Origin of the sequence: Deinococcus betulae (assembly GCF_020166395.1) — a bacterium.
In the GTDB taxonomy this organism is placed as follows: domain Bacteria; phylum Deinococcota; class Deinococci; order Deinococcales; family Deinococcaceae; genus Deinococcus; species Deinococcus betulae.
This window is the reverse complement of record NZ_JAIQXU010000038.1, coordinates 1-19,945: the sequence shown is the minus strand read 5'-3', so window position 1 is coordinate 19,945 and position 19,945 is coordinate 1. Positions and strand designations below refer to the sequence as shown.

The following is a 19,945-nucleotide window of genomic DNA, read 5'->3' as shown; positions in this document are numbered from 1 at the left end:
GCGCAATGCCCGAGCGGAAAAGGTGGCCTGTAAAGCCCGAAAGGCAGCGCGCAGGAAACAGCGTCGCTAGTCTCACGTGACCCCCGAAGCCCCGCCCAGTGCGGGGTTTTTGCTGTCACGCCCGCCCCCAGACTGCCTCTATGACAGCGCCGTCCTCAATTGTCCTGCCGCCAGGCGCTGCGCAGTCCCCCACCGCCCGCCTTCTAAAACTGGCTAATGACGCGGCCACGGCCCGAGCCGGTGACGCCACGATGGCGCTGAACTGGAAACTCTACCTGGGCGATCTGTGGGCCGGGGGCCTGGGCTGGAACGGGCCGCTGCCCCGCTCGGACACGAATCACCCAGGAGACGCGGCGCGTGTCGGTATTGAGATTGAGCGCACCTTCGTCAGTCGGAACCTCACCCGCGACATCGTGGACCGGCATCAGTCGGGCGTGGCCGGGCGAGAGCCGCTGGTCAATGTGATCTACCGCGACGGCCGCGCGGTCACAGACGCTGAGCGCGCCCGCCTCGCCGAATATGACGGGGCTCTGACCGACTGGGCCGAAGACAGCAGCGCATGGCTGGCCGTGCAGGCGGCCGTCCGCATCGCGCTGGCTACGCGGCAGAGCACGGTGCGCCTGTACGTGCACCGCAGCAGCCTGGACCTGTTGAGTGGCCCTGAGCAGGCCGAGAAGCGCGGCATCCGCACGGGCCTGACCCTGAGCGAGGCGGCCCGCCGGCTGAGCGTGCACGCCCCAGAGTGGAATCAGTCCGGGGCCATCCGAGACCGGGAAGGCCACGTGCAGGGCGCCTGGTACAAGTATCTGGACGAACAGGGCCAGGAGCACTGGGAGATTCAAGAGCACGGGCGGCAGAGCGGCCAACGGGTGACGGTGGTGCACCCGGACGTGTTGACACAGGGCATCGATAACAGCCCGGCCACGACGTACCAGACGCCGGACCTGTGGATTTACGAGCTGCGGCTTGAGCCCCTGATCAGTGACAGCGTGCGCCGGTTGCAGCGGGCCGCCAGCAAGGTCCTGACGATGGGCAGCCGCAACATTGACCTGGGCGGCTTTGTGGAGCGCACCATCCTGAACGCCCAGATGCCGGGGGAATACAAGACGGGGGCCGATGGGCAGCGGACCTTCGTGCCTGCGCCGTACAACGTTGGGCCCGGCACCACGAACTTCCTGGCCGGGAACGTGGTGATGCAGGCCCACCCGGACCCTCAATTGGCGAAGCAGGGCAAGCTGGTGCCTACGGGGCAGTTCACGCGGCCCGAGGTGGTCTACAAAGACCCGGCTATGTACGAGGTGTTCACCGCAGGCTTTGAGCAGATGCGTGAGGCGATTCTTGATGAGGCGAATCAGCTCCACGTCCTGATCAGCGGGGATGCCAGTGCCAGTGGTGTGTCGCGCCAGCAGGCGGTGAACGACTTCCTGAGCAGCCTGGAACCCACGCGCATTGCTCTGGAAGGGCTGCTGCGCTGGCTGTATGAGGCGGTGCTTCGCTTTGCCCTGGAGATGACCGGGCGTATCGGCGAGGCACAGGACCTGCGGGTGCGGGTGCAGGCGCGCATCAGTGCGGTGCAGCCCACGCCAGCCGAGGTCGAGACCGCCATGAAGCTCCACGCCGCTGGTCTGATCAGCCGCGAGAGCGCGCACGGCCGCATTGGTGTTGAGGACAGTGAAGCCGAGGTGGCGCGCATGGCGGCTGAGGGCATCACGCCCACTGTGGCTATGCGAATTGCCGAACTGGCCCCGGCGTGGGTGGGCCTGCGTGCCCTGTCGCTGGCCTATCCAGCGCTGCTGATTCGGGAAGAAGACATTGCGGCCCAGCGTGACCTGGACTTGGCCCCACCCACCGCGCCAGCTGAGCCAGACGACGAGCCCGATCCTGACCTAGACCCTGATGCCGGCCCTGACGCCTGAGCACCGCCGGTTATTGAAGCTGGCCAGGGCCAAAGAAGGGGAGCATCTGGCCAGCGCCCGCGGCGCCGTGTTGGCCCAATACCGGAAGGGGCTCCTGGCCGATGCCCAGGCCGAACTGGAGCGGGTGCTAGCCCTGCCCCAAGCCCAGCGGCGGGTGCAGCTGCCCAAGGTGCTGGCGCTGATCAGCAAGGCCAGTGCGGCCACACGGACGCCACCAGAACAGGTGTACCGGAGTATTCGGGCGGCGGTGCGGGACCGCGTGCTGAGCGTGGACGAACTGGCGAGGATCAGCGACCCTGGCCTAGCCTTCAATGATTCGAAGGCCCTGCAGGCCCGCGCGGTGGACCGGCAGCGCCAAGAGATGAACGGGTACTGGAACAAAGAGCAGAAACGCTTCCGGGATGACACAGCCAAGACCGTGCGGGAGGCCATTCGAAAGGGGCTGAGTGTCGAGCAGGCCGCCGGGCTGTTGGAAGCGCGGGTGGGGGTGAGCCGGAACCGGGCGCTGCTTGTGGCGGAGGACCAGCTTTTGACGGCTCTAGCTACCTCTGAGCGTGCAAGGTTGAAGGCGCTGGGCATTCAGAAGTTCATCTGGTGGAGTCGAATGGATCAGAAAGTACGGCGTGGGCACCAGCTCCTGCATGGCCGAATTTTTGAGTTCAAGGCGGCACCTATATTGCCTGGTCAGGAAATTCGGTGCAGGTGTCGTGCCATTGGAGTCCCAGTGTCAGGCGCGTCCTAGATTTCTAAGTGTCATAAAGCTTATCTAATTATCTAGAGATTTAAGGATTTCAATCAATTCATCTTGCAATTTATCAAGAAGTGTCATATCAAAACTCTCTGAATAAGAGAATTTTGAATGTACTATTTTATTTCTTTGATCCAAAGCTTCTAATAACATATTATATAAATCATATTCGATCTCGCCCTCGGAGTATAAGTAGTTAACAACAGTTCTCGAATTCAATTCTCCTATGGGAAGTGAGGATTTTTCTGCAATAAGAGATAGTAGCGACTCGATGTTTGCAAACCGCATTATGTAAATTGCCTTTTTTATAGACTCATCGGTATTCTCGTCTAAGATTAGTTGAGGTATCTTTCTTTTGGCCAATTCAATATTTTTAAGAGTGAAACTTATTTTATCTTCTAATGATATTAAAAGATCGCTAAGTCCTCTGATGATCTCACGTTCCGTGATTAAGATAAATTTATATATATCATTTTTAGGTAGTGATCTTGAATATTCAAAATACCTTTCTATATCTATTGGAAATGCGCTTGATTTTACTTCAATAATGTAATTTGTGCCATCTGGAGCTATTGCGAGTAAGTCTGGCTGATATTTGACTGGGCTTGGAGGTAGTTGTCGTGGTTTAGGATGTAAAATTACCTCCATACCAAGGCTCGCCAATCTTTCAAAGGCCTGTCGTTCAAGAATACTGCTGTATTCGGCTTGTCTATTAGTCATACGAAACTCCCAATATCTCTTTTTTCACAGAGGCGAAGATAAACTACATCCGTCACACCTAGGCTACCAGTCATGACGTCTAGCAGCGCATCAGGCAAATCATCTGGATGTAGAGACTCACTAGTGAAACGACGATGAGCAGATACATCTGAGATGCTTACATCATCGCTGTAAACTACGTTAACCAAGGCATCTTGAATGGGCTTAATTATATTATCGACATCAACGGGATCTTCATGGCAGATATATATGATTTGAAAATAATAATTCTGACCATTCAGCGTAGGATATGTCCATAAAGACTTCGCTTCGGCAGCTACATAAGCTTTCCAGTTTGGATAAGCAGGCCTACCTCTGGCATTGTAGGAAACAGGCCGTCTAGGCAAAACCATCTCGAACAAAACATTGCTCACATTGCCCTCCATTGGTACAAAATTTGAATAACGCACGAGCCTTTGGGGAGCGGCCGGGGCAGGCGATCCGGTGTCGGTGCCGGGCTATGCCGGTGCCGAGAGCGAAATAAAAGACTACGAGAAGCGATTAATCCTGGCTTGACTGTCCACGACCAGTGTTCTCAGGAGAGCTTTCATGGCGTCTACTGGACTGTGATGGTTGGCTTCCCAGTCGCCACATCTAAAAATGTAATTTCCTTTACCCTTCTGCGACATTAGAAATTCAACTTCCTTTTTACCTGTGGCACCGTCAACTCTCAAAACTAATAGACGCTCAGGACTACGCGTACCTGGTGTCAATTGTGCGTTCGGCGCTCTGTCAAAAGCCGTTCGCTGTTTTTGAAGCTCATATTTCATTCCTTCGATAAATGCATCCATTCTTTTATAAAAATCAGTTTCGACATTTTGGGCTTCTGCGAGAGCGGTTAAGGCTTGTTCCAGTTCGTTCATGGTTCAGCCTACCTCTCGCAACTTCTCCGTGCCGTGTCGGGTGTCACGCGCCACCCGAATCTAGACCCATGCGCCAAGGGCGCCCCTTCCCCACGCCCGCAGGGCGGGCCCACCTCTTCCACTCAAGGAGTGACCTGAATGCCGAAGTCCTGGACGGAGTACCTCGAAGACCACAACAACGACGCCACTGCCGCCGGCGAAGCCGCCGTGCGCGACGTGGCCTCCCGTGAGCGTGAGAACGGCGCGGCGCGCACGTTCAGGCGCACCTTTGAGCCCGTGCTCCAGGAACTCGACATTCCCCAGAGCCGTGAGGGCGCCACGATGCTTATGGAGCGACTGGACGCCGCGAACGACACCAGTAACCGCGTGCCCCAGGGGGGGCTGGCCTTGACGGCCGAGCAGCGCGCGACCTGGGAGCAAGTGCAGCCGCTGCTGCGCGATGGTGAGCAAACCCTGACCCCCGCCCAGATTCGGGAACGGCTGGACCAGGGGGCGCAGGCCACCCAGCGTGAGCAGTTGCGCACCATCACCGACGCCTCGGGCGCCCGCCTGAGCGTGCTGCAGGACCGGTTGCGCGGCACCAACCTGCGGGTTGAACTGCGCGACCGCACGGAAAACGGCCAGCCGGTCAAGGACGCGCAGGGCAACGTCATCCGCGACGCGCGGGTGATTGAGACCGTGAGCGGCCAGGACACCGACCGGGGCGTGCTCAGGGAGTACGCGCAGGCCAACTGGGGGGACTACGTCACGTCCCTCTTCCCGACGACCACCCAGACCCAAGGCGGCACGGTGGTCACGCCTCAAGCCGGTGCCACGGGTGCTGGCGCAAGTCCCGCCGCCTCACTGATCGAGCAGCGCATTGCGGCCCGTCAGAACGCCGGCACCACCCCGACTCCGGGAGGAAGCGCATGAACAGAACCACGAGTACGCTGGGCACGCCGGCCTTCATTGCCGACCTGCACAGCATTACCCTCTGGGGCACCGGCGCCCAGATCGACTGGACCGCCTGGACCGACGCCAAGTACGGCACGGCCGGCAAGCGCAAAGTGCCCGCCGGCACCGTGATTGCCTTTAATGCCTCGGGCAAGATCGTGCCCCCCACGGTCAACGCGGGTGCCGTCACCAACGGGCCCTGCTACCTGGCCCGCACCGACATGGAAGAAGACAGCCGCGTGGCGGCCCTCAGCGGCTTCGGCGTCATCACGGGCGGCAACGTGTACGACACGCTTCTGCCGGACGCCGCTGGCAATCCCCGCAGCATCGCCGCTGAACTCAAGACCGCCCTGGGCGCGCGCTTCGTGCTGCAGCCCTACGGCGACGCCCGCTAAGGAGCCCCTGCATGGATACCTTCGCCACCATCACGGCCGCCCTGAGCATGGGCGGCAGCCTGATCCGTCTGGCCAACACGCCACCCCCGGCCGCCGAGTACCTGCTGACCAGCGTGTTGCCCCGCGAAATCCGCCCGGACTTCGAAGTGCGCGGCGGCACCCTGAAGATCAACACGGTCATGGCGGGCCTGGTGGGCATGGACAGCCCGTACCCCCAGGGCAGCAGCATCCAGCTGAGCACCTTCAATGAGAAGACCGCCAAGATCGCCATGACCCTGCCCCTGAGCGAGGAGCATCAGCGCGAGCTGAACAAGTTCCTTGATCAGGCGCAGCTGGGCCGATTGGGCAACCGCACCCGCGGCGACCTGATGAGTGAGGCGGCGCTCAACCTGTACGAGAAGGGCTGCATTCAGGCCCTCGACGATACCGAGGAATACCTGCGCGCCAAGGCCCTGATGACCGGCGCCATCAGCTGGACCTTCAATAAGAAGACGCTGACCGTTGACTACAACGTGCCGGCGGGCAACAAGTTCGTGGCCCGCACGGGCGTCAACGGGTACGGCGGGTCCAGCAGCAAGTTCTGGGCGGACTACCTGGACGCCGACGCCATCGTGCAGGGCGCCGAGCTGCTGCTGATGAGCAACGCGACCCTGAACAAAATCCTGAACAATCCGGCGCACAACATCCGGGTGATCAGCGACATCTACAGCCCGCAGCGGAACATCCGCCGGGTGCAGGTGGTGCGCGCGGTGCAGACGGCCAGCGGCATCACTGTGGGTGATGACCGCGACGCGCGCTACAGCGTGACCCTGACCGCGTACCTGCGTAAGGGCAACATCGTGGACCCCACCACCACTGGCGGTGTGATTCAGGTCAACCTGATTCCGGACAACAAGATCGCGGTGATTGGCCGGCGCGACACGAACCAGCTGATCAGCATCGACGGGACGCCCACGCCGCAGAGCACGCTGGGTTACACGCACATCGCGCCCACGATTGAAGGGCAGAACGTCAATTCGCCTCTGGGCCGCTTCGGGCGCCTGTTCACGCCGGACCAGCGCCCGTGGGAGCTGATCGCGGAGGCTGTTGAGAATTGCCTGCCGGTGATTGAAGCGCCGGAGCGCATCGTGCTGCTGGAGACGGACTGATGCGGCGCGTGACCGGGTTGCCGGGCACGTATGGCGTGGGGGGGAAGTCCTACGGGCCCTTCACGCCGTCTGAAGACCAGCCGTGGACCGAGGTGCCGGATGCACTGGTGCTGGCCTTGAATCTGGAGTTGCATGACAGCGACCCGCTCCTGCTGGATGAGCGGGCCGCGCAGGCACAGGCGGCGGCCACCCTGGCAGAGCAGGACGCGCAGGCCGGGGTGGAGATTCAGAAGCTCTTGGACACCAACGCGGGGCTGAAGGCTGATTTGGATGCGGCTCAGCGCGAACGGGCCGATGTGCAGCAGCAGCTGGCCCACGTCCAGGGCCAGAACGTGAAACTGGCGGAAGGGTTCGAACTGGCTCGCCAGGAGCACGAGACGGCGAAGGCGGCTTGGGGCACCGAGCACACCACCCTGACCGACCAAGCGGCTCTCAACACGGGCCGGCTCGCTGGGCTGGAAGGGGACCTGCGCGAAGCCCGCGCCCTGATCGATAGCATCAATGCAGACCGCGAACAGTTGAACGCGCAGCTGGAACAGGCGCACAACGCTCCACAGGCGGCCCCTGCGCCCCTCACCCTTCCTGACACCCTGCGCGACCAGATCGCCGGACTGAAGGGCGTGAGCGTTCGCCAGGCTGACGAGGTCATGGACCTCGTGAAGGCCGCTCTCGCCCCTGCGCCGGCTGGGAACCAGACCGCATGAGCAGCGCGCGCCGGGACGCTGAAACGCTGCTGGGCCAGGTCCTGGGCCTGGACGCCCGGCTACGTTCGGTCGTCACCGGCCAGCCCGTCCCGGCGCCGACCCCTGACGCCGCGCGCCAGGTCGTCAAGATCGTTCAGGAACCCAAGGCCGGGCGGAAATGACTCTCACTGTCCCCGAATTTCCTCTGAGCCTGACGGACGCCCTGAAGTTCCTGCGGGCGGCCCTGGGCGAGGGGTACGGGGGCGACACGGATACCGATGCCCTGACCGACGCCCTGTCTATTGACGCCCTGCAGGTGGGCACGGTGGTTCACCCTCGCCCCTGGGCCACGGCGGCCGTCCTGATCAAGTTCAATACGGAGTACGAGGTCAGCAAGAACCTTGACCCCCGCATCGACCGCAAGCTCAGCGCTCTGGAGCTGAAGCAGACCCAGGCGGACGCCGTGGCCGGGATTCTGCACCTGCTGCCCGTGACCGAAGACACGAGCTGGCCGCCGCGCAGTGGCAGCGTGGACACTCAGGGGGTGTTCTAGTGCCCGTGGACGGCCGCGCCTTTCTGAAGCTCACCACGAACGGTGGCAGCTGTAAGTGCCTGCGGCCTGAACTGCGGCCCCTCGCGCTGGGCATTACGGGCGAGACCGGCGGCGTGGCCCAGGATCAGCCCACCCACAAGATCGACGTGCCTGTGGCGCTGACCCGTCCACCTGCTGACCTGGTGGACAACGCCGTGCTGTCGGTGGACGTGGAGCGCGGAAAGCCCCTGGAGGTGTTCCGGGTGCTACGGAACGGCATCGAGAAGGGCGCTGGCATGTGGACCCTCTACGTCCGGGCCGAGGACGGCACTCCAGCACCCACCACCCCGCCGCCAGCGCCGGGAACGGGTTATGAACCGTGACGGCCTCCCGCGCCACACTGAAGGTTCCTGGGTGGGTCAGGCGCCTGGGCACCCTGCCTGAGCAGGTCACCAAAGAAGCCTTGGCGGAGTCCAGGGACTACCTGCGCGACGCCGCGCGCCGCAACGCCAGCAAGGGCGGGCCCCGTGGCCTGCGCGTGCGTACCGGGCGCCTGCTGCGGTCCATCCGCACCTACCTGAAGGCCAAGCCAAATGGCGGTGAGCTGAGCCTGGGCATGGTGTTTTACGGCTGGGTGCATGATCGGGGCGCCACCATCAAGGCCAAGGGAGGGGGGCTGCTGCGCTTCCGCACGCCGGACGGCCGCTGGCACGCGGTGCCCCAGGTGGTGCTGCCCGAGCGCCGCTGGGCCCGTGACGCCCTGGAAGACACCCGCAAGCAGTACGGCCGTTACCTGTACCGCGCGCTGGAGCGCGCCACGAGGGCCCCGTGAATCCCGTTCAAGAGTTCATTGACCTGCTACAAACGACGCTGGAAGCCGCGCTGCCGAGCTACACGGTGGAAGCCCGTGAGCCGGCGGAAGGCGAACTGGTGGCCACCGACGAGGTTAAGCAGATTTTCATCACGACCGAGGGATTTGACTTCGCTGAGGGCATCGCTGACTTCGGGCAGACCACGCGGGTGGTGGTGCCGGTGATGGTGGGCTGCGTAATGCAGCGGCCGGGCAAAGTGACCCTGGCCGCCAAGGTCCTGCGCCGCCGCCTGACGCTCGTGCAGGCCGTGCAGCGGGCCGTGCAGGACTTCGGCCCGGTGCGGCCCGACGTGATGGCCGTGCCACTTTCAGAACAACCCCTCCTGATCGAGGGGTATCTCGTCAGCATGACCGGCGTTGAACTCACGTTCGACCTCGACGCCGAGGAGGGGTTATGACCGGGAAATGGTTTAAGTACAAAGGCGCTGATGGCGTGAAAGGCGAAGAGGGCGACGTTATCCCTGGCGTGGGCGTGATCGGAAAAGAGCCGATTGAAGCCCGCGACGATGCCCACTTGGCGGCCATTGAAGACAGCGGCGTGTACGAAAAGGCTGCTGCGCCAAAGAAGCCCGCAGAACCGAAGGCAGACGCGACCGACAAAGGAGCTGAGAAATAATGGCCTGGGACAATGTTCAGCCCAACATGGGGCGCTACGGGGCGCTGTGGGTGGCCCCCCAGACCGCCTTCGGCACGCCCGCCACGGTGCCCACCCACGCCCTGCGTGTGCGCTCCTACATGCCCCCGCTGCAGCAGTTCATCCGCACCACGGACGAGTACGCCGACAAGAGCATGGAGCAGAAATTCGAGCGCATTCAGGGCAGTCAGATCGACAACCGCAGCGTCACCATTGAGTTGACGCCCCGCGATCTGGCGCTGCTGCTGACGAGTACGCTGGGCGAGTCCGTGGTGCCGGGTGGCGCGACCACGGGCACCATCACGCCGAAAACCGGTGACTTTGCCGTCTATGCGCCCGGCGTGCCCCTGACGGTCTGGCAGTTGCACCCCGGCGGCAACATCGTGGCCAGCGACGTGCAGATCATGGGCATTCAGATCGACATTCCCCCGCGCGGCAACGTGACGGCCACCCTGACCCTGGGCGTGACCAAGATCGGCGACCTGGGGAGCGTGCCCACCGCGCCGACCATCAGTCAGGAAGTGCTGCAGTACCGCCACTTTTATGCGAAATACGACGGCGTGACCCTGAAGCCTGAAGGAGGCCAGATCAACCTGACCTTCCCCATGAGCGTGGTGGACGCGGCGCAGGGCCTGCTGGCCGATGACCGCGCCCTGAACCCGCTGGGCTGGGAGCGCAGCGGCCCCCGTGTGGCGCGCATCCAGTTCACGACGGCGGGCACGCCGGCGGCTCTGCGGACGGGGTACGGCGTGACCGATCCGGCCAACCTGAAACCGGCGGAAGCGGGGTTCAAACTGCCCAGCCCGAGCACCAAGCAGATCGCGGTCAAGTTGACCACCGGACAGGTCAAGGGACATGACCCCAGCAACGGCCTGGACCGCTTCACCACCCAGCACGCCATTGAGGCCGTGAGCCTGGATGGGCTGCCGCCCTTCACGGTGGATATTCCGGCCTGAACTTCTTGCCAAGACACCGCCCACCCTGAACCGGTGGGCGGTGTACTTTTGGGGCATGTCAAAACTGAAACGTGGTGCGTTGGTTCTGGGACTTCTATTCGGCGGAATGGCTCTGGGACAGGCCTTCAATGCGCGGGACATCGTTGCCCTGGTGGGGTCGCCGCTGGGTGACAGCGCTAAACTGGCCGATGCCATCGCGGGGGATTATGCCAGCAAGGTGGCTCTGGCCAGCAGCGCGCCGCAGATCACACAGGTGGCCAGTGAAGCGGTCGTGCGGCTGGAGCATCTGCAGGCCAGGCAGAACGCCGAAGTGATCCGCCTGCTGACCGAAATTCGGAACAAGAAATAGCGCTGTCACGCCCCTCGCCATGCTGGGGGCGTGATTCTGTCACTGCTGACCGGGATGCAGGTAGAGGTGCGTGGGGTAGACCTGCACGTCGGGGCGCCGCTGAGTTTGCGAGACGCCATGACTTCGCCGCTGGCCCTGGCGGGCGCGCGGCATGCCAAAGAAGCGGGAGAGCGCCTGGCGCGGCAAATGGGCCCGGACCACAACCCTCGGCCGCAGGATGAGGAATCGGCCGAGGCGCTGCTGCGGGCCGGGCGGGAACTGGAGGTGAGCCTGCTGCGGCGCGGACTGGTCAGCCCCCCGCTCGCTGACCTGCTGGCACTGTATGGGGGGCATGAATCTGAACCTGACCTGGGCCTGGGGCCAGATTTTGCAAGTCTTAGTGCGGCCATCCGGGAACTGAGTGGTGTGCTCGTGGCCGATGATGAGGCACTAGAGCGGGCGGCTGTGTTTCTGCGCGAGTGGGCGGTCACTCTGGACGGTCTGGGGAAGCGCTACAGCCTGCGGCCCAGCGCCTTCATGGCCGGGGATGTGCTCGAACGGGACCGCTTTGCGCTTGACCTTGGTGTGTACTACTGGGCGCGCGGCGAAGACGCCCTGGATGAGGCGTGGCGTCGCCGGGCAGATCAACTGCGCGTGCGCTGAGGTGTCACGCCCACGCCGATGCTGATGGTATGACCACTGTTGAGATTCGCGCGCCTCACCCCGCATTAGCACTGCCAGGCTTTACCCGCGCTGTCGAATTGAGTACCGGTATCACGGTTCATATCCGCCGAGTGGACCGCACCGCTTTTACTATGGCCTTGTCACGGCACTTTGCCGCGCAAGGCCAGCTGGACCAGATGGTGGCCGACGGCGCCAATCTGGCCGATCAACTCGGCTTCGTGCTGGAGCTGCGCCACCGAATCTTCAAAGCCAGCTTGATTCAGCCGACGCTGCCCGAACTGCTGGCCCTCTATGGCGGCGATTTGGAGCAAGAGGATTTTGGGCTCGGCTGTGATCTGGAAATTCTGGATCTGGCGATTGCCGAGTTCAGCCCGGAGAAGACAACTGAACGCCAAACCCTTCCCCTCCCTGCACAGGAATAGTTCTTGCCCTTGAACGCCCCTGCCCAGCGTGGGGGCTTTTTCGTGGTGTCACGCGCCGCCCGACTCTAGGGCATGGCCGGAATCGTTGACCAGATTTTACTCTCGATCCAGGCCCAAGTCAGTGGTGCAGCAGGCGTCTCGCAACTGAGTGGCAATATCGGCGGTCTGACCACAAAGCTCGTGGGCTTGAACCAGGGTCTTCAAGTGGTTCAGCAGGTGACCCAGGGTGTTCAGCAGCTGGTCAGCACAATGGGTGATTACGCGCGTCAGGCTGATGGAGCCGCCGTATCGGTCAAAGGTTGGAGCACCGTTCTAGAGCGCTTTAAGGTGGATGGCAAGGAAGCGCAGCAAACTATTGACGATTTGGTGGTTCGTACAGGAGCGAGCGAACTCTCTCTTAAGGGTGCCGCCGCTCAGTACATCAAAATGGGTGGCACTCTGGAAGACTTCCGGCGCAGTGCATTAGCCGCCGCAAGCAGTTGGAGTGATCTGACTGATAAGACCATTACGCTGGACCAGAGCATTAATAATGTCACTCTTGGCGTAGCTACGGGCCGCTCTGAACTCATGGAGAGTTCTGGGGTCATAGTGAACGCCTCTCAAGCATGGGATAAATATGCAGATTCATTAGGTCGCAGCGTTGGTAGCTTGACCGACCAAGAAAAGGCACATGCTTATGCCCTTGCCATCTACAGAGAAGAACAAATTGGGATTGAGACTCTAGCCGATAAACAAACTGAATTGACTAAGGCCGATGCTGCTGCCGCCCGCGTCAAGGCCGAACTGGGACGTGCTATCGGGGAGATCGTTTTACCTGGTTACGTCAAGTTGGTGCGTAGCGGGACTCAGGTCAGCGAAACACTACGCGATATGGTGCTGGCCTACGGCCGAGGCGGCAAAGAAGCCGAAGCGTTCGCGGCCAAACATCCCCAGGTGGTGCGGGCGCTGGACGCCCTACGTCCGGCGGCTGAGGCCATGCAGCGCGCAGTCCAGACGGCGTGGGCCGGGATTCAGATGCATGTGCGGCAGACCCTGCTGCCCTCCATTCAGTCTGTGATGCCCGTGGTTGAACGGGTGTGGACCTATGTGCCGGGCATTATTGACCGGGCCGGCCAGCTGATCGGGGAAACCTTCCGGCTTGTACATGATCTCTGGGAGCGCGTGTTGAAGCCCGCTTGGGAAGCGATTGCGCCCGTGGTCAGTGCAGCTCTGGCCAGCGTGGGACGCCTGCTCCAAGGCGCACTGGACCTGGTTCGGGGGATTTTCCAGGCCGTGCGGGCCCTGATGGACGGCGACTGGCAGGCGGCTTGGAACTTGGCGAAAGAGGCGGTCGGAAAAGCCCTCTTGGCCATTCAGGACGTTCTGGATCAGCTCTTGCCTGCCGTTTGGGAGATGCTGAAAAATCTAGCCGTGGGGGCCTTTGAGCGGGCCAAGACCATCGGGGCCAACCTGAAAGACGGCATTATTGCTGGCGCCGCGGGCTTGGCGGCAGACCTGGCAACCTGGATTGACGACGCCATTCAGCAGATGACTGACCGCATTCCTGCCTGGGCCCGAGGGCCTCTGGGCATTGACGCGTCCAATGCGGCCAGTCGGGGCGTGACAGCCAACATTCGGGCCACTGGAGACGCCGCGCAGGCCCGCGTCGATGCGCGCAACACCGCGTCCACCAATGCCAGCATTGCGGCAGCGGGCGGGCAGTTGGAAGCGGGCAGCCTGAGCCTCGCTGTCTGGCAGCAGGCCTTTATGGCCCGCAACGATCAGAAGGCCGACACCATCGTGGATTACTGCATGCGGTGGGTGCGGGACACGCTCGGCGACGCCAACCCCAAGATGCGGGCTGAGATCGACAAGCTGTTCCAGGCCAACCCCGAGCGGTACACCGACCAGAACGGCAAGGTGGGGTACGTCCCCACCGCCCGCAGCGCCGCACGCAACCTGGAAGCGGCGGACCTGATGCGGAACTACAGCAGTACAGCGGACCTGAAGCCAGGGGACACAGTGTTCTACACCGATGGGGGTCAGAACCACGTCGGCACATACATTGGCGCGGGCCAGGTGCGGGGCAACAACCGGGTGTCGTTCGGCGCTACCGGTAACCCTGTGGGCAACGTGGGCATCAATCAACTGGGCCATGTCAGCGGGTACGTCAGTACGGCGGAGTTGGAAGCCTATCTAAAAGCCCGTGGGGGCGGTTCGGTACTCACACCCACGCCAGCAGCTAGCAGTGCAGGTGCTGCTGGAACGCTGGCTCTCCCAGGCCAGGTGCCCTTGGCCGGAGCCGGAGGCATCGCCAAGCCGGACGCCAAGACCCTCAAGGAATACAACCTCACCCTGGCGGACTGGAACAAATATCAGGCGCGCGCCCTGGAACTGGCCCGCGAGGCGGCCAAAGCCGAGAAAGACCTGACGGGGGACCGGGGCCTGGAAGTCGCCGCCATCATGCGCAAATGGGCGGGCGAGGATAAGGGCCGGCAGCAGTCATTCCAGCTTGCGACCAGCCTGGTCGCCAAGCAGCAGCAGGCCGAAGAGGCCGCCGCTGCCAAGGCGAAGCAACTCGCGACCGAGGGGCTTCAGGCCGCCGAGCAGGCCACCGCCGAGCAGCTACGTCTGGCCGAAGAGGTGCAGCGCCGCCTCCAAGAACAAGCCCAGGCCCGCAGAGAGGCCGATCAGCAGATCCAGGCCCTGACCAGCCAGCAACTCCAGCAGCGGGTGCAGGCCGAGGAAGAAGCGGCAGGCAAACTAGAGAAGCAGCGTCAGACCCGGCTTGAGGGCGTTCAGGGTGACCTGCAATTGACCCTGGCCGTCGAGCGCAACTACCAGCGCCGCAGTCTCGCGCAGGCGACAGAGACCGCCGGCGCCCAGCTGGCCCTGGCCAAGCGTTCTGCTGAGCAGGCTTACAGCGCGGCCGTGGCGGCCATCCCCGAGGGGGCCACGGCCGCCCAGGTGAAAGCCATCAAAGATGGCGCCGCTGAGGTGCAGAAAGGCGCCGTCAGCGGCGCTTACCGTGCCTATTACAACGCCGTGGGGCAAGCCGCTGAAACAGGGGCTGAGCGGGTCAAAACAGCCACCCAGGCCATTACTGACGCCCTGACCGCCGGCGCCGAAGCGGGCGAACAGGCTCTGGCCCAATTGGGCAATTTGAACCTGGGCGGCATTGACGGGCGCGGCGCGGCCAGCGCGCAGCCTGAGCAGATTCCCCTGGCCACCATCATTGAGCAGTTGCCCCGCCTGAGTAGCGAGGTGCCCGGCTTCACCCGTGCGCTGCGCGAGCTGGCGGCCGAGGGCAAGATCAGTGCTGGCGTGCTGGACACCGCCCTGCTGCTGATTCCGAAATTCAGTGAGGGCCTGGGACAGGTGGGGGACGCCTTCGCGGAAGTGGAAGCGCGGCTGGATGCGCAAAGCAAGCGTCTGGACGATCTGAACGGCCAATATGACCGGGGCGAACTGACGCTGGACGCCTACCGGGACGGCCTGACCACCCTAGTGGGCAGTTACGATCTACAGGCCCAGGCCGCCGAGCGAGCCAATCAGCCGGCGCTCGTGACGTTCTTCCGCGCCGCCGAACAGGCCGCACGGAACGCCGCCAAGGGCATCCGCACTCTGAACGATGAACTGGCCGAGATTGCCCAGCGCGGGAAAGATGCTCTCTGGCTGGCCCAGAATGCTGGCGAAACCGGCCCCATCACCCAGCGGGTGGCCGAGAATCCCGATGGGACGGCGACCTTCGGCGATACCTCCGGCTTTGATCAGGCCATGAGCGACGCCTTCAGCGGCGACACGGCCGACCAGATTGCTCAGGCCATCGCCCTCAGCACCTCGGAGGCTTTTCAGGATGCCGGCCAGGAGTCGCGTGAGCAGTTCTGGCGGCGCTTTGCGGACCTGCAAACTGCGCCGGACTTTGGGGCCGCCGTGCAGAGCTTTAGCGCTCAGACCCTCTACGGCCTGACCCGCGCGATGGGTGACAACGAAGGCTGGGCGACCCTGAAGGCCACTTTCCAGACCCGCTTCACTGAACTCCTGGCGCGCACCGACCTCACCGAGGCGGCGCCCTTGGAAACCCTCTTGGAGGGCATCACAGGCGCCACCGACCGCGCCACCCAGCAGTTCCAGACCGGCCAACTGGACGCCGAAGGCTACGCCCAGGCCCTCAACGAACAGGCGAACGCCCTGACCGCCCTGCTGCCGCGTCTGGACGCGATGGGGCCAGAGGGCGCCGAGGCGGCGACCAGCGTGCGCGCGCTGCTCTCGGCCACCCTGGGCCTGGTGCCCGCCACGCAGAACCTGGTGCCAGCCCTGGACGCTGCCGAAGAGCTGCTGCTCCGCACAACCGCCGGGAACATTGAGCTGGAACAGGCCCTGACCAGCGGCACCATGAGCCAGCAGGAGTTCGCGCAGGCGGTCCTGGAAACCCTGCCCCGCCTGGAGGCCCTGGCCCGCGCGGCCGACGCGGCAAAGCGCCCCGAGATCGCCGCGGCTTACCGCGCCCAGGCTGCTGAACTGCGGTCTCTTGGCGGCGGCACCCTGAAAGTGGCCGAGGGCCTCCAGAAGTTCGGGGAATACGGCCAGTACGCCACCGACTTGGCCGGGCGCCTGGCCAACCTGGCCGAAGCCAGCGGGAACGGGAACCTGGCCGCCAACATCAGCGGCGCGGTGAAGGCCTTCGAACTGGTCAAGGGCGTGGCGATGGACATCGCTCAGGGCAACTGGGTGGGCGCGGCCGTGAAGGTGCTGGGCAGCCTGATCGACGCCTTTGCCGGCTTCGCGCGCGCAAAAGCGGAGGCCGCCAAAGCCCGCGAGGATTTCCAGAAGCAGTTTTCACTGATCAATGCCGACGCCTTTTCCAGCTTCACCACTCGGAGCCGGGGCTTCTTCGCGGATGTCTTTGGCGGCGGACCTGAAGTGCTGCGCCAGGTGAACGAAACCGCCGCCAGCATTGCCAAGGCCATCGAATCCGGAGTGCTCGGCGGCTTCCAAAATGGCATAAAAGCCTTTCTGAGTGGCACAGGCGACCTGCTGACCGGCATCCGGGAAGGGGTGCGCGGCGCCCTGATTGACGCTGTCACCCAGGCGCTGATTCAAGGCGCCATCCTCAAAGGCACGCTCGGCAAGCTACTGACCGATCTGACCACGACCCTGGCCAGTGGTGGGGACGTGACCGGCATCATCGGCCAGATCGGCGCGGCTCTGCCCGCCATTGCCAAGACTCTAGAAGGCGTGCTCAAGCCCATCAAGAGCGCGATTGACAAGGCGCTGCCACCTACGCCTGCCACTGGCGGCAGTGGATCCTCTGGTGGGCCGGCCTACAGCACCGGGCCGGTGCAGGCGGGCGTGCCGACCGCCGTGATCGACATCCTGAACACGGCGCGCGACCTGCTGAAGGGTGCGAATGAAGCGCCGCGCCTGATGATGGACGCGGCCCGGCTGAGCTACCGCGCCGCCGAACTTCAGTACGCTGCTGCTGAGCGCTTCGCTGGCCCCCACAACTCCGGTACCCTAGGCAGCCGCTGATGACGGCCCCCAGCATCTCGCTGCCCCTGATCAACTTCCGCCTGACAGTGCGTGACTGGGACGGCACTTTCCGATACGAGCGGTACGCCAGCCACGTCACAGCCGCCCAGCAGGTCAATATCCCCGCAGACGGTTTAGAGGCCAGCCAGAACGGTTACGGTGACTGTCTGGAGTTGACCTTCCAGGCAATCTGGCCCACCTTGGGCGCGAAAGGCCGCGACCTGCTGGAACTCGACACCCAGGACACCGCTGGCCTTTGGACGCGGCGCTGGGCCGGTGTGGTCGTGAAATCCGGCAACGCGATGGTCAGCTGGGGCCACACCAACTTCAAGGCAGCTGGGCTGAAGAAGCGTTGCGGGGAAGTGCGGGTACCGGTAGACCTCGTGGAAGGCGACGTGGGGGCCCAGGCCCGGCAGGCGATTCAGGCGGTCCTTGACAGTGGGCAGCTCGGGCAGGCCATCGAGTTGGACTTGGCCCTGATCCCTGAGGTTGGCGTGAGCCTGGGGAAAGTGGAGGCCAGAAACCGCACCCTGACGGCCATCCTCGACTACCTCGCCGCGCAGGGTGGACAGACCTGGGGCGTGAACGAACACCGCCAGTGGTTCTGGCGACCCTTGGCCACGGGCACGGGTGACGTCCTCAGTCTCTCGGAAACCGTGACGACGCCCGGCCGCGCGGTGACGGCCACCTTCGAAGACGCGGATGCCGAGGCCCTCGTGACCCGCGTGCTGTTCAACGTCGGCACCTGGGAGGACGGCACGCCCATCACGCACGAGGTGCCCACCGAACACGAAGCGCGCTACGGCGTGGCCTGGAAAGAAGTACCTCTAGACCCCAGCGTACCGGCCTGGGCCACGGTGCCGTTTACCCTAGACCTGCTGCGGGTGGCTCAGCCCACGGCCGCCCAGCTGGCCTTGCTCACCGACCGCGTGGTCGTGGACAGTGGTAACGCGCGGGCCGGCTGGGACGCCTACACCACCGTGCCAGATCAACCCGCTTGGGTGGAATTGATCTCAACCGCACCGCTGCAACGTATGCCCATCGACGTGCGTTGGACCAACATCAACGCAGCCCCCAGTGGTTCCACCTTCCTCATGGAGATCCGAGTGCCGGGCGCCGCCCTGGTGCAGAACGCGTTCGCCCGATTCGACTCGCAAACCGCACAGGCCGTTATTGACGACATGGTGGAGTCGCGCGGCGAACCCCTGCCCGCCGGGACCTCGTTTCGCTTCCTGATTCCGGCCAACACCGTGCTGAATCTCGCGGAACTGCGCCCCGAGATCCTCGATACCGCCCTGCTGGCCCAGCTGGCGACCTATCACCTCATCCTGCCCAGCCGGAACCCGGCGAGCGTGCGGGTGCCGTGGCCTGTCACGCCGCGCCCGACACTCAGTCTGCGGCGCCTCTTGGGCGACGTGTACGAAGCGCCCGTGGAGGTGGTGCGGCTGATGATCAAACTGGGCGAGCCGGGTGTGAGCGTCATTCAGGCGGGGCAGCGGGAAGCGGCGGAAAGTGCAGCGGCCCGGTTCCTGGCCCGGCGCGCGCTCGATGAAGCCACCTTGACCGCCATCCGGGCGGCGAGGGCTGGCCCGTGAGCCGCCACAAGCTGATGGTTGAGGGGCAGTCGGCGTTGGTCCCACCCGAGACCCGCATTCCCCTGCCCCGCCGGCAGGCCACGGGCGAGGTGCAGCAGCTCCCCGTCACGGGGCGACCGTACGCCACGGGCACTCCAGGCCAGTACACCCCGGCGCAGGTCACGGTGACGACCACGGTGCGCGGGGTCTCGGCCCAGGATGCCCGCGAACAGCTGGTGATCATGGAACGGCGCTTTCGACTGGCCAGCCGCCTGTATGACGGCGCGCGGTTCCTACCGGTGTTGCGACTCGCGGTCTTCGACCCGCCGGAAGAAGGCTTTGCCGGCTTGAGCTGGAAGCTGAGCGTGACGTACGACCTGCTGAGCCCTCTGTATCACCTGGGGCCCGATGATCAGCGGCCCCGGCCCACGCCACTGGAACAGGATGACGGGCTGTACGTCCTGGGCGCCGCCGAAATCATCGGCGGCGGTGACGATTTTGCCGACCTGTTGCCGCTCGACGGCTACACATTCATTCCCGGCACCTACACGGCGCCGTTTTCAGGCATCACGTATCAGGTGCTGGAGGTTGAGTACGATGACATCAGCTAGTCGTGTGGGTGTGATTGCGGACGCCGAGAAACTCGATACAGCCGCAGAGTTTGCCAATGAGCAGGGGGAATTGGCGCGGGTGCGCCGCCTGGAGTTGCAAAGTGCGGCCAGCGACCTCGCCCAGAAGAAACAGCAGGTGGACACGGCGCTGACCACGATTCCGGCTGCGGCCACGCAGGCGGCGACCCTGGCGACCGCGCAGGCGAAAGGCACGCTGGACGCGGCGACCCTCGCGGCGAATCAGGCCGCCAGTGCGGCCAGCGTGGTGCTGGCCACCCTGCCCAAGTTCCGCAGCACCACGACGGCCAACCCCACCGCACCCAGTCAGGCCGAACTGGACGCCAACCCGAACGGCCTGGGCGGCACGCGCCTGACGA

The 19,945-nt window shown here is 63.8% G+C and carries 23 protein-coding genes; 20 read left to right on the top strand and 3 right to left on the bottom strand.

From position 1 onward, the window contains the following. Positions 1-140: 140 nt before the first annotated feature. Together K7W42_RS20350 and K7W42_RS20345 are read left to right on the top strand one after the other, a co-directional pair. Complete coding sequence (locus tag K7W42_RS20350; protein ID WP_224577007.1) at positions 141-1,916, top strand: phage portal protein; 1,776 nt, start codon at positions 141-143, stop codon at positions 1,914-1,916. Then, complete coding sequence (locus K7W42_RS20345) at positions 1,897-2,658, top strand: minor capsid protein (RefSeq protein WP_224577005.1); 762 nt, start codon at positions 1,897-1,899, stop codon at positions 2,656-2,658. Before K7W42_RS20350 ends, K7W42_RS20345 begins: the two co-directional genes overlap by 20 nt. A gap of 24 nt (positions 2,659-2,682) precedes the next feature. Here the strand turns inward: K7W42_RS20345 and K7W42_RS20340 are convergent, their stop codons facing one another. The 3 genes from K7W42_RS20340 to K7W42_RS20330 all read right to left on the bottom strand — a co-directional run bounded on the left by K7W42_RS20340 (position 2,683) and on the right by K7W42_RS20330 (position 4,286). Continuing rightward, a complete protein-coding gene (locus K7W42_RS20340; RefSeq protein ID WP_224577003.1) occupies positions 2,683-3,384 on the bottom strand; it encodes a hypothetical protein in 702 nt (233 codons plus the stop codon). After that, on the bottom strand, positions 3,381-3,797 hold the full coding sequence (locus K7W42_RS20335; protein WP_224577001.1) for a RusA family crossover junction endodeoxyribonuclease: 417 nt from the start codon (positions 3,795-3,797) through the stop codon (positions 3,381-3,383). The genes K7W42_RS20340 and K7W42_RS20335 overlap by 4 nt, the downstream gene beginning before the upstream one ends. A 114-nt stretch (positions 3,798-3,911) precedes the next feature. Beyond that, a complete protein-coding gene (locus tag K7W42_RS20330) occupies positions 3,912-4,286 on the bottom strand; it encodes a hypothetical protein (protein WP_224576999.1) in 375 nt (124 codons plus the stop codon). A gap of 138 nt (positions 4,287-4,424) precedes the next feature. On the opposite strand from K7W42_RS20330, the gene K7W42_RS20325 reads away from it, so the two are divergent. The 18 genes from K7W42_RS20325 to K7W42_RS20240 all read left to right on the top strand — a co-directional run. Beyond that, complete coding sequence (locus tag K7W42_RS20325; protein WP_224576997.1) at positions 4,425-5,198, top strand: hypothetical protein; 774 nt, start codon at positions 4,425-4,427, stop codon at positions 5,196-5,198. Beyond that, positions 5,195-5,614 carry a hypothetical protein gene (locus K7W42_RS20320; RefSeq protein ID WP_224576995.1) on the top strand — a complete coding sequence of 140 codons (420 nt, stop codon included), beginning with the start codon at positions 5,195-5,197 and terminating at the stop codon, positions 5,612-5,614. The genes K7W42_RS20325 and K7W42_RS20320 overlap by 4 nt, the downstream gene beginning before the upstream one ends. An 11-nt stretch (positions 5,615-5,625) precedes the next feature. After that, a complete protein-coding gene (locus K7W42_RS20315; RefSeq protein WP_224576993.1) occupies positions 5,626-6,762 on the top strand; it encodes a major capsid protein in 1,137 nt (378 codons plus the stop codon). Continuing rightward, the gene (locus K7W42_RS20310; protein WP_224576992.1) at positions 6,762-7,466 is read left to right on the top strand and encodes a hypothetical protein; all 705 of its coding nucleotides are present in this window, start codon (positions 6,762-6,764) and stop codon (positions 7,464-7,466) included. Before K7W42_RS20315 ends, K7W42_RS20310 begins: the two co-directional genes overlap by 1 nt. Next, a complete protein-coding gene (locus tag K7W42_RS20305; RefSeq protein ID WP_224576991.1) occupies positions 7,463-7,627 on the top strand; it encodes a hypothetical protein in 165 nt (54 codons plus the stop codon). The genes K7W42_RS20310 and K7W42_RS20305 overlap by 4 nt, the downstream gene beginning before the upstream one ends. After that, positions 7,624-7,998, top strand: coding sequence for a hypothetical protein (locus K7W42_RS20300; RefSeq protein ID WP_224576990.1), 375 nt, complete (start codon positions 7,624-7,626; stop codon positions 7,996-7,998). The genes K7W42_RS20305 and K7W42_RS20300 overlap by 4 nt, the downstream gene beginning before the upstream one ends. Next, complete coding sequence (locus K7W42_RS20295) at positions 7,998-8,360, top strand: hypothetical protein (protein ID WP_224576989.1); 363 nt, start codon at positions 7,998-8,000, stop codon at positions 8,358-8,360. Before K7W42_RS20300 ends, K7W42_RS20295 begins: the two co-directional genes overlap by 1 nt. Further along, positions 8,357-8,809, top strand: coding sequence for a hypothetical protein (locus tag K7W42_RS20290; protein ID WP_224576988.1), 453 nt, complete (start codon positions 8,357-8,359; stop codon positions 8,807-8,809). The genes K7W42_RS20295 and K7W42_RS20290 overlap by 4 nt, the downstream gene beginning before the upstream one ends. After that, a complete protein-coding gene (locus tag K7W42_RS20285) occupies positions 8,806-9,246 on the top strand; it encodes a hypothetical protein (protein WP_224576987.1) in 441 nt (146 codons plus the stop codon). Before K7W42_RS20290 ends, K7W42_RS20285 begins: the two co-directional genes overlap by 4 nt. After that, on the top strand, positions 9,243-9,464 hold the full coding sequence (locus K7W42_RS20280; RefSeq protein WP_224576986.1) for a hypothetical protein: 222 nt from the start codon (positions 9,243-9,245) through the stop codon (positions 9,462-9,464). Before K7W42_RS20285 ends, K7W42_RS20280 begins: the two co-directional genes overlap by 4 nt. Then, entirely contained in the window at positions 9,464-10,438 is a 975-nt protein-coding gene (locus K7W42_RS20275; protein ID WP_224576985.1) for a hypothetical protein, read from the top strand. Before K7W42_RS20280 ends, K7W42_RS20275 begins: the two co-directional genes overlap by 1 nt. Positions 10,439-10,493: 55 nt before the next feature. Further along, entirely contained in the window at positions 10,494-10,787 is a 294-nt protein-coding gene (locus K7W42_RS20270; RefSeq protein ID WP_224576984.1) for a hypothetical protein, read from the top strand. A gap of 30 nt (positions 10,788-10,817) precedes the next feature. Continuing rightward, on the top strand, positions 10,818-11,429 hold the full coding sequence (locus K7W42_RS20265; protein WP_224576983.1) for a hypothetical protein: 612 nt from the start codon (positions 10,818-10,820) through the stop codon (positions 11,427-11,429). Positions 11,430-11,458: 29 nt separating this feature from the next. After that, on the top strand, positions 11,459-11,872 hold the full coding sequence (locus K7W42_RS20260; RefSeq protein WP_224576982.1) for a hypothetical protein: 414 nt from the start codon (positions 11,459-11,461) through the stop codon (positions 11,870-11,872). A 741-nt stretch (positions 11,873-12,613) separates the two neighbouring features. Then, positions 12,614-17,383: a hypothetical protein gene (locus K7W42_RS20255; RefSeq protein WP_224576980.1), complete on the top strand. Its 4,770-nt coding sequence runs from the start codon at positions 12,614-12,616 to the stop codon at positions 17,381-17,383. Then, entirely contained in the window at positions 17,383-18,978 is a 1,596-nt protein-coding gene (locus tag K7W42_RS20250; protein WP_224576978.1) for a hypothetical protein, read from the top strand. Before K7W42_RS20255 ends, K7W42_RS20250 begins: the two co-directional genes overlap by 1 nt. Further along, positions 18,975-19,568 (top strand): hypothetical protein, encoded by a 594-nt coding sequence (locus tag K7W42_RS20245; RefSeq protein WP_224576976.1) that lies wholly within the window; start codon positions 18,975-18,977, stop codon positions 19,566-19,568. Before K7W42_RS20250 ends, K7W42_RS20245 begins: the two co-directional genes overlap by 4 nt. After that, positions 19,555-19,945, top strand: a 391-nt coding sequence (locus K7W42_RS20240) for a hypothetical protein (RefSeq protein ID WP_224576974.1), incomplete at its 3' end; no start/stop codon positions are given. The genes K7W42_RS20245 and K7W42_RS20240, both read left to right, overlap by 14 nt.

Excerpts from the sequence above, each read along its gene's own strand:
- K7W42_RS20280 (WP_224576986.1), top strand. The coding sequence starts at position 9,243 with ATGACCGGGAAATGGTTTAAGTACAAAGGCGCTGATGGCGTGAAAGGC.
- K7W42_RS20275 (WP_224576985.1), top strand. The coding sequence starts at position 9,464 with ATGGCCTGGGACAATGTTCAGCCCAACATGGGGCGCTACGGGGCGCTG.
- K7W42_RS20320 (WP_224576995.1), top strand. The coding sequence starts at position 5,195 with ATGAACAGAACCACGAGTACGCTGGGCACGCCGGCCTTCATTGCCGAC.
- K7W42_RS20330 (WP_224576999.1), bottom strand. The coding sequence starts at position 4,286 with ATGAACGAACTGGAACAAGCCTTAACCGCTCTCGCAGAAGCCCAAAAT.
- K7W42_RS20250 (WP_224576978.1), top strand. The coding sequence starts at position 17,383 with ATGACGGCCCCCAGCATCTCGCTGCCCCTGATCAACTTCCGCCTGACA.
- K7W42_RS20270 (WP_224576984.1), top strand. The coding sequence starts at position 10,494 with ATGTCAAAACTGAAACGTGGTGCGTTGGTTCTGGGACTTCTATTCGGC.
- K7W42_RS20305 (WP_224576991.1), top strand. The coding sequence starts at position 7,463 with ATGAGCAGCGCGCGCCGGGACGCTGAAACGCTGCTGGGCCAGGTCCTG.
- K7W42_RS20345 (WP_224577005.1), top strand. The coding sequence starts at position 1,897 with ATGCCGGCCCTGACGCCTGAGCACCGCCGGTTATTGAAGCTGGCCAGG.
- K7W42_RS20340 (WP_224577003.1), bottom strand. The coding sequence starts at position 3,384 with ATGACTAATAGACAAGCCGAATACAGCAGTATTCTTGAACGACAGGCC.
- K7W42_RS20350 (WP_224577007.1), top strand. The coding sequence starts at position 141 with ATGACAGCGCCGTCCTCAATTGTCCTGCCGCCAGGCGCTGCGCAGTCC.
- K7W42_RS20310 (WP_224576992.1), top strand. The coding sequence starts at position 6,762 with ATGCGGCGCGTGACCGGGTTGCCGGGCACGTATGGCGTGGGGGGGAAG.
- K7W42_RS20300 (WP_224576990.1), top strand. The coding sequence starts at position 7,624 with ATGACTCTCACTGTCCCCGAATTTCCTCTGAGCCTGACGGACGCCCTG.
- K7W42_RS20325 (WP_224576997.1), top strand. The coding sequence starts at position 4,425 with ATGCCGAAGTCCTGGACGGAGTACCTCGAAGACCACAACAACGACGCC.
- K7W42_RS20315 (WP_224576993.1), top strand. The coding sequence starts at position 5,626 with ATGGATACCTTCGCCACCATCACGGCCGCCCTGAGCATGGGCGGCAGC.
- K7W42_RS20260 (WP_224576982.1), top strand. The coding sequence starts at position 11,459 with ATGACCACTGTTGAGATTCGCGCGCCTCACCCCGCATTAGCACTGCCA.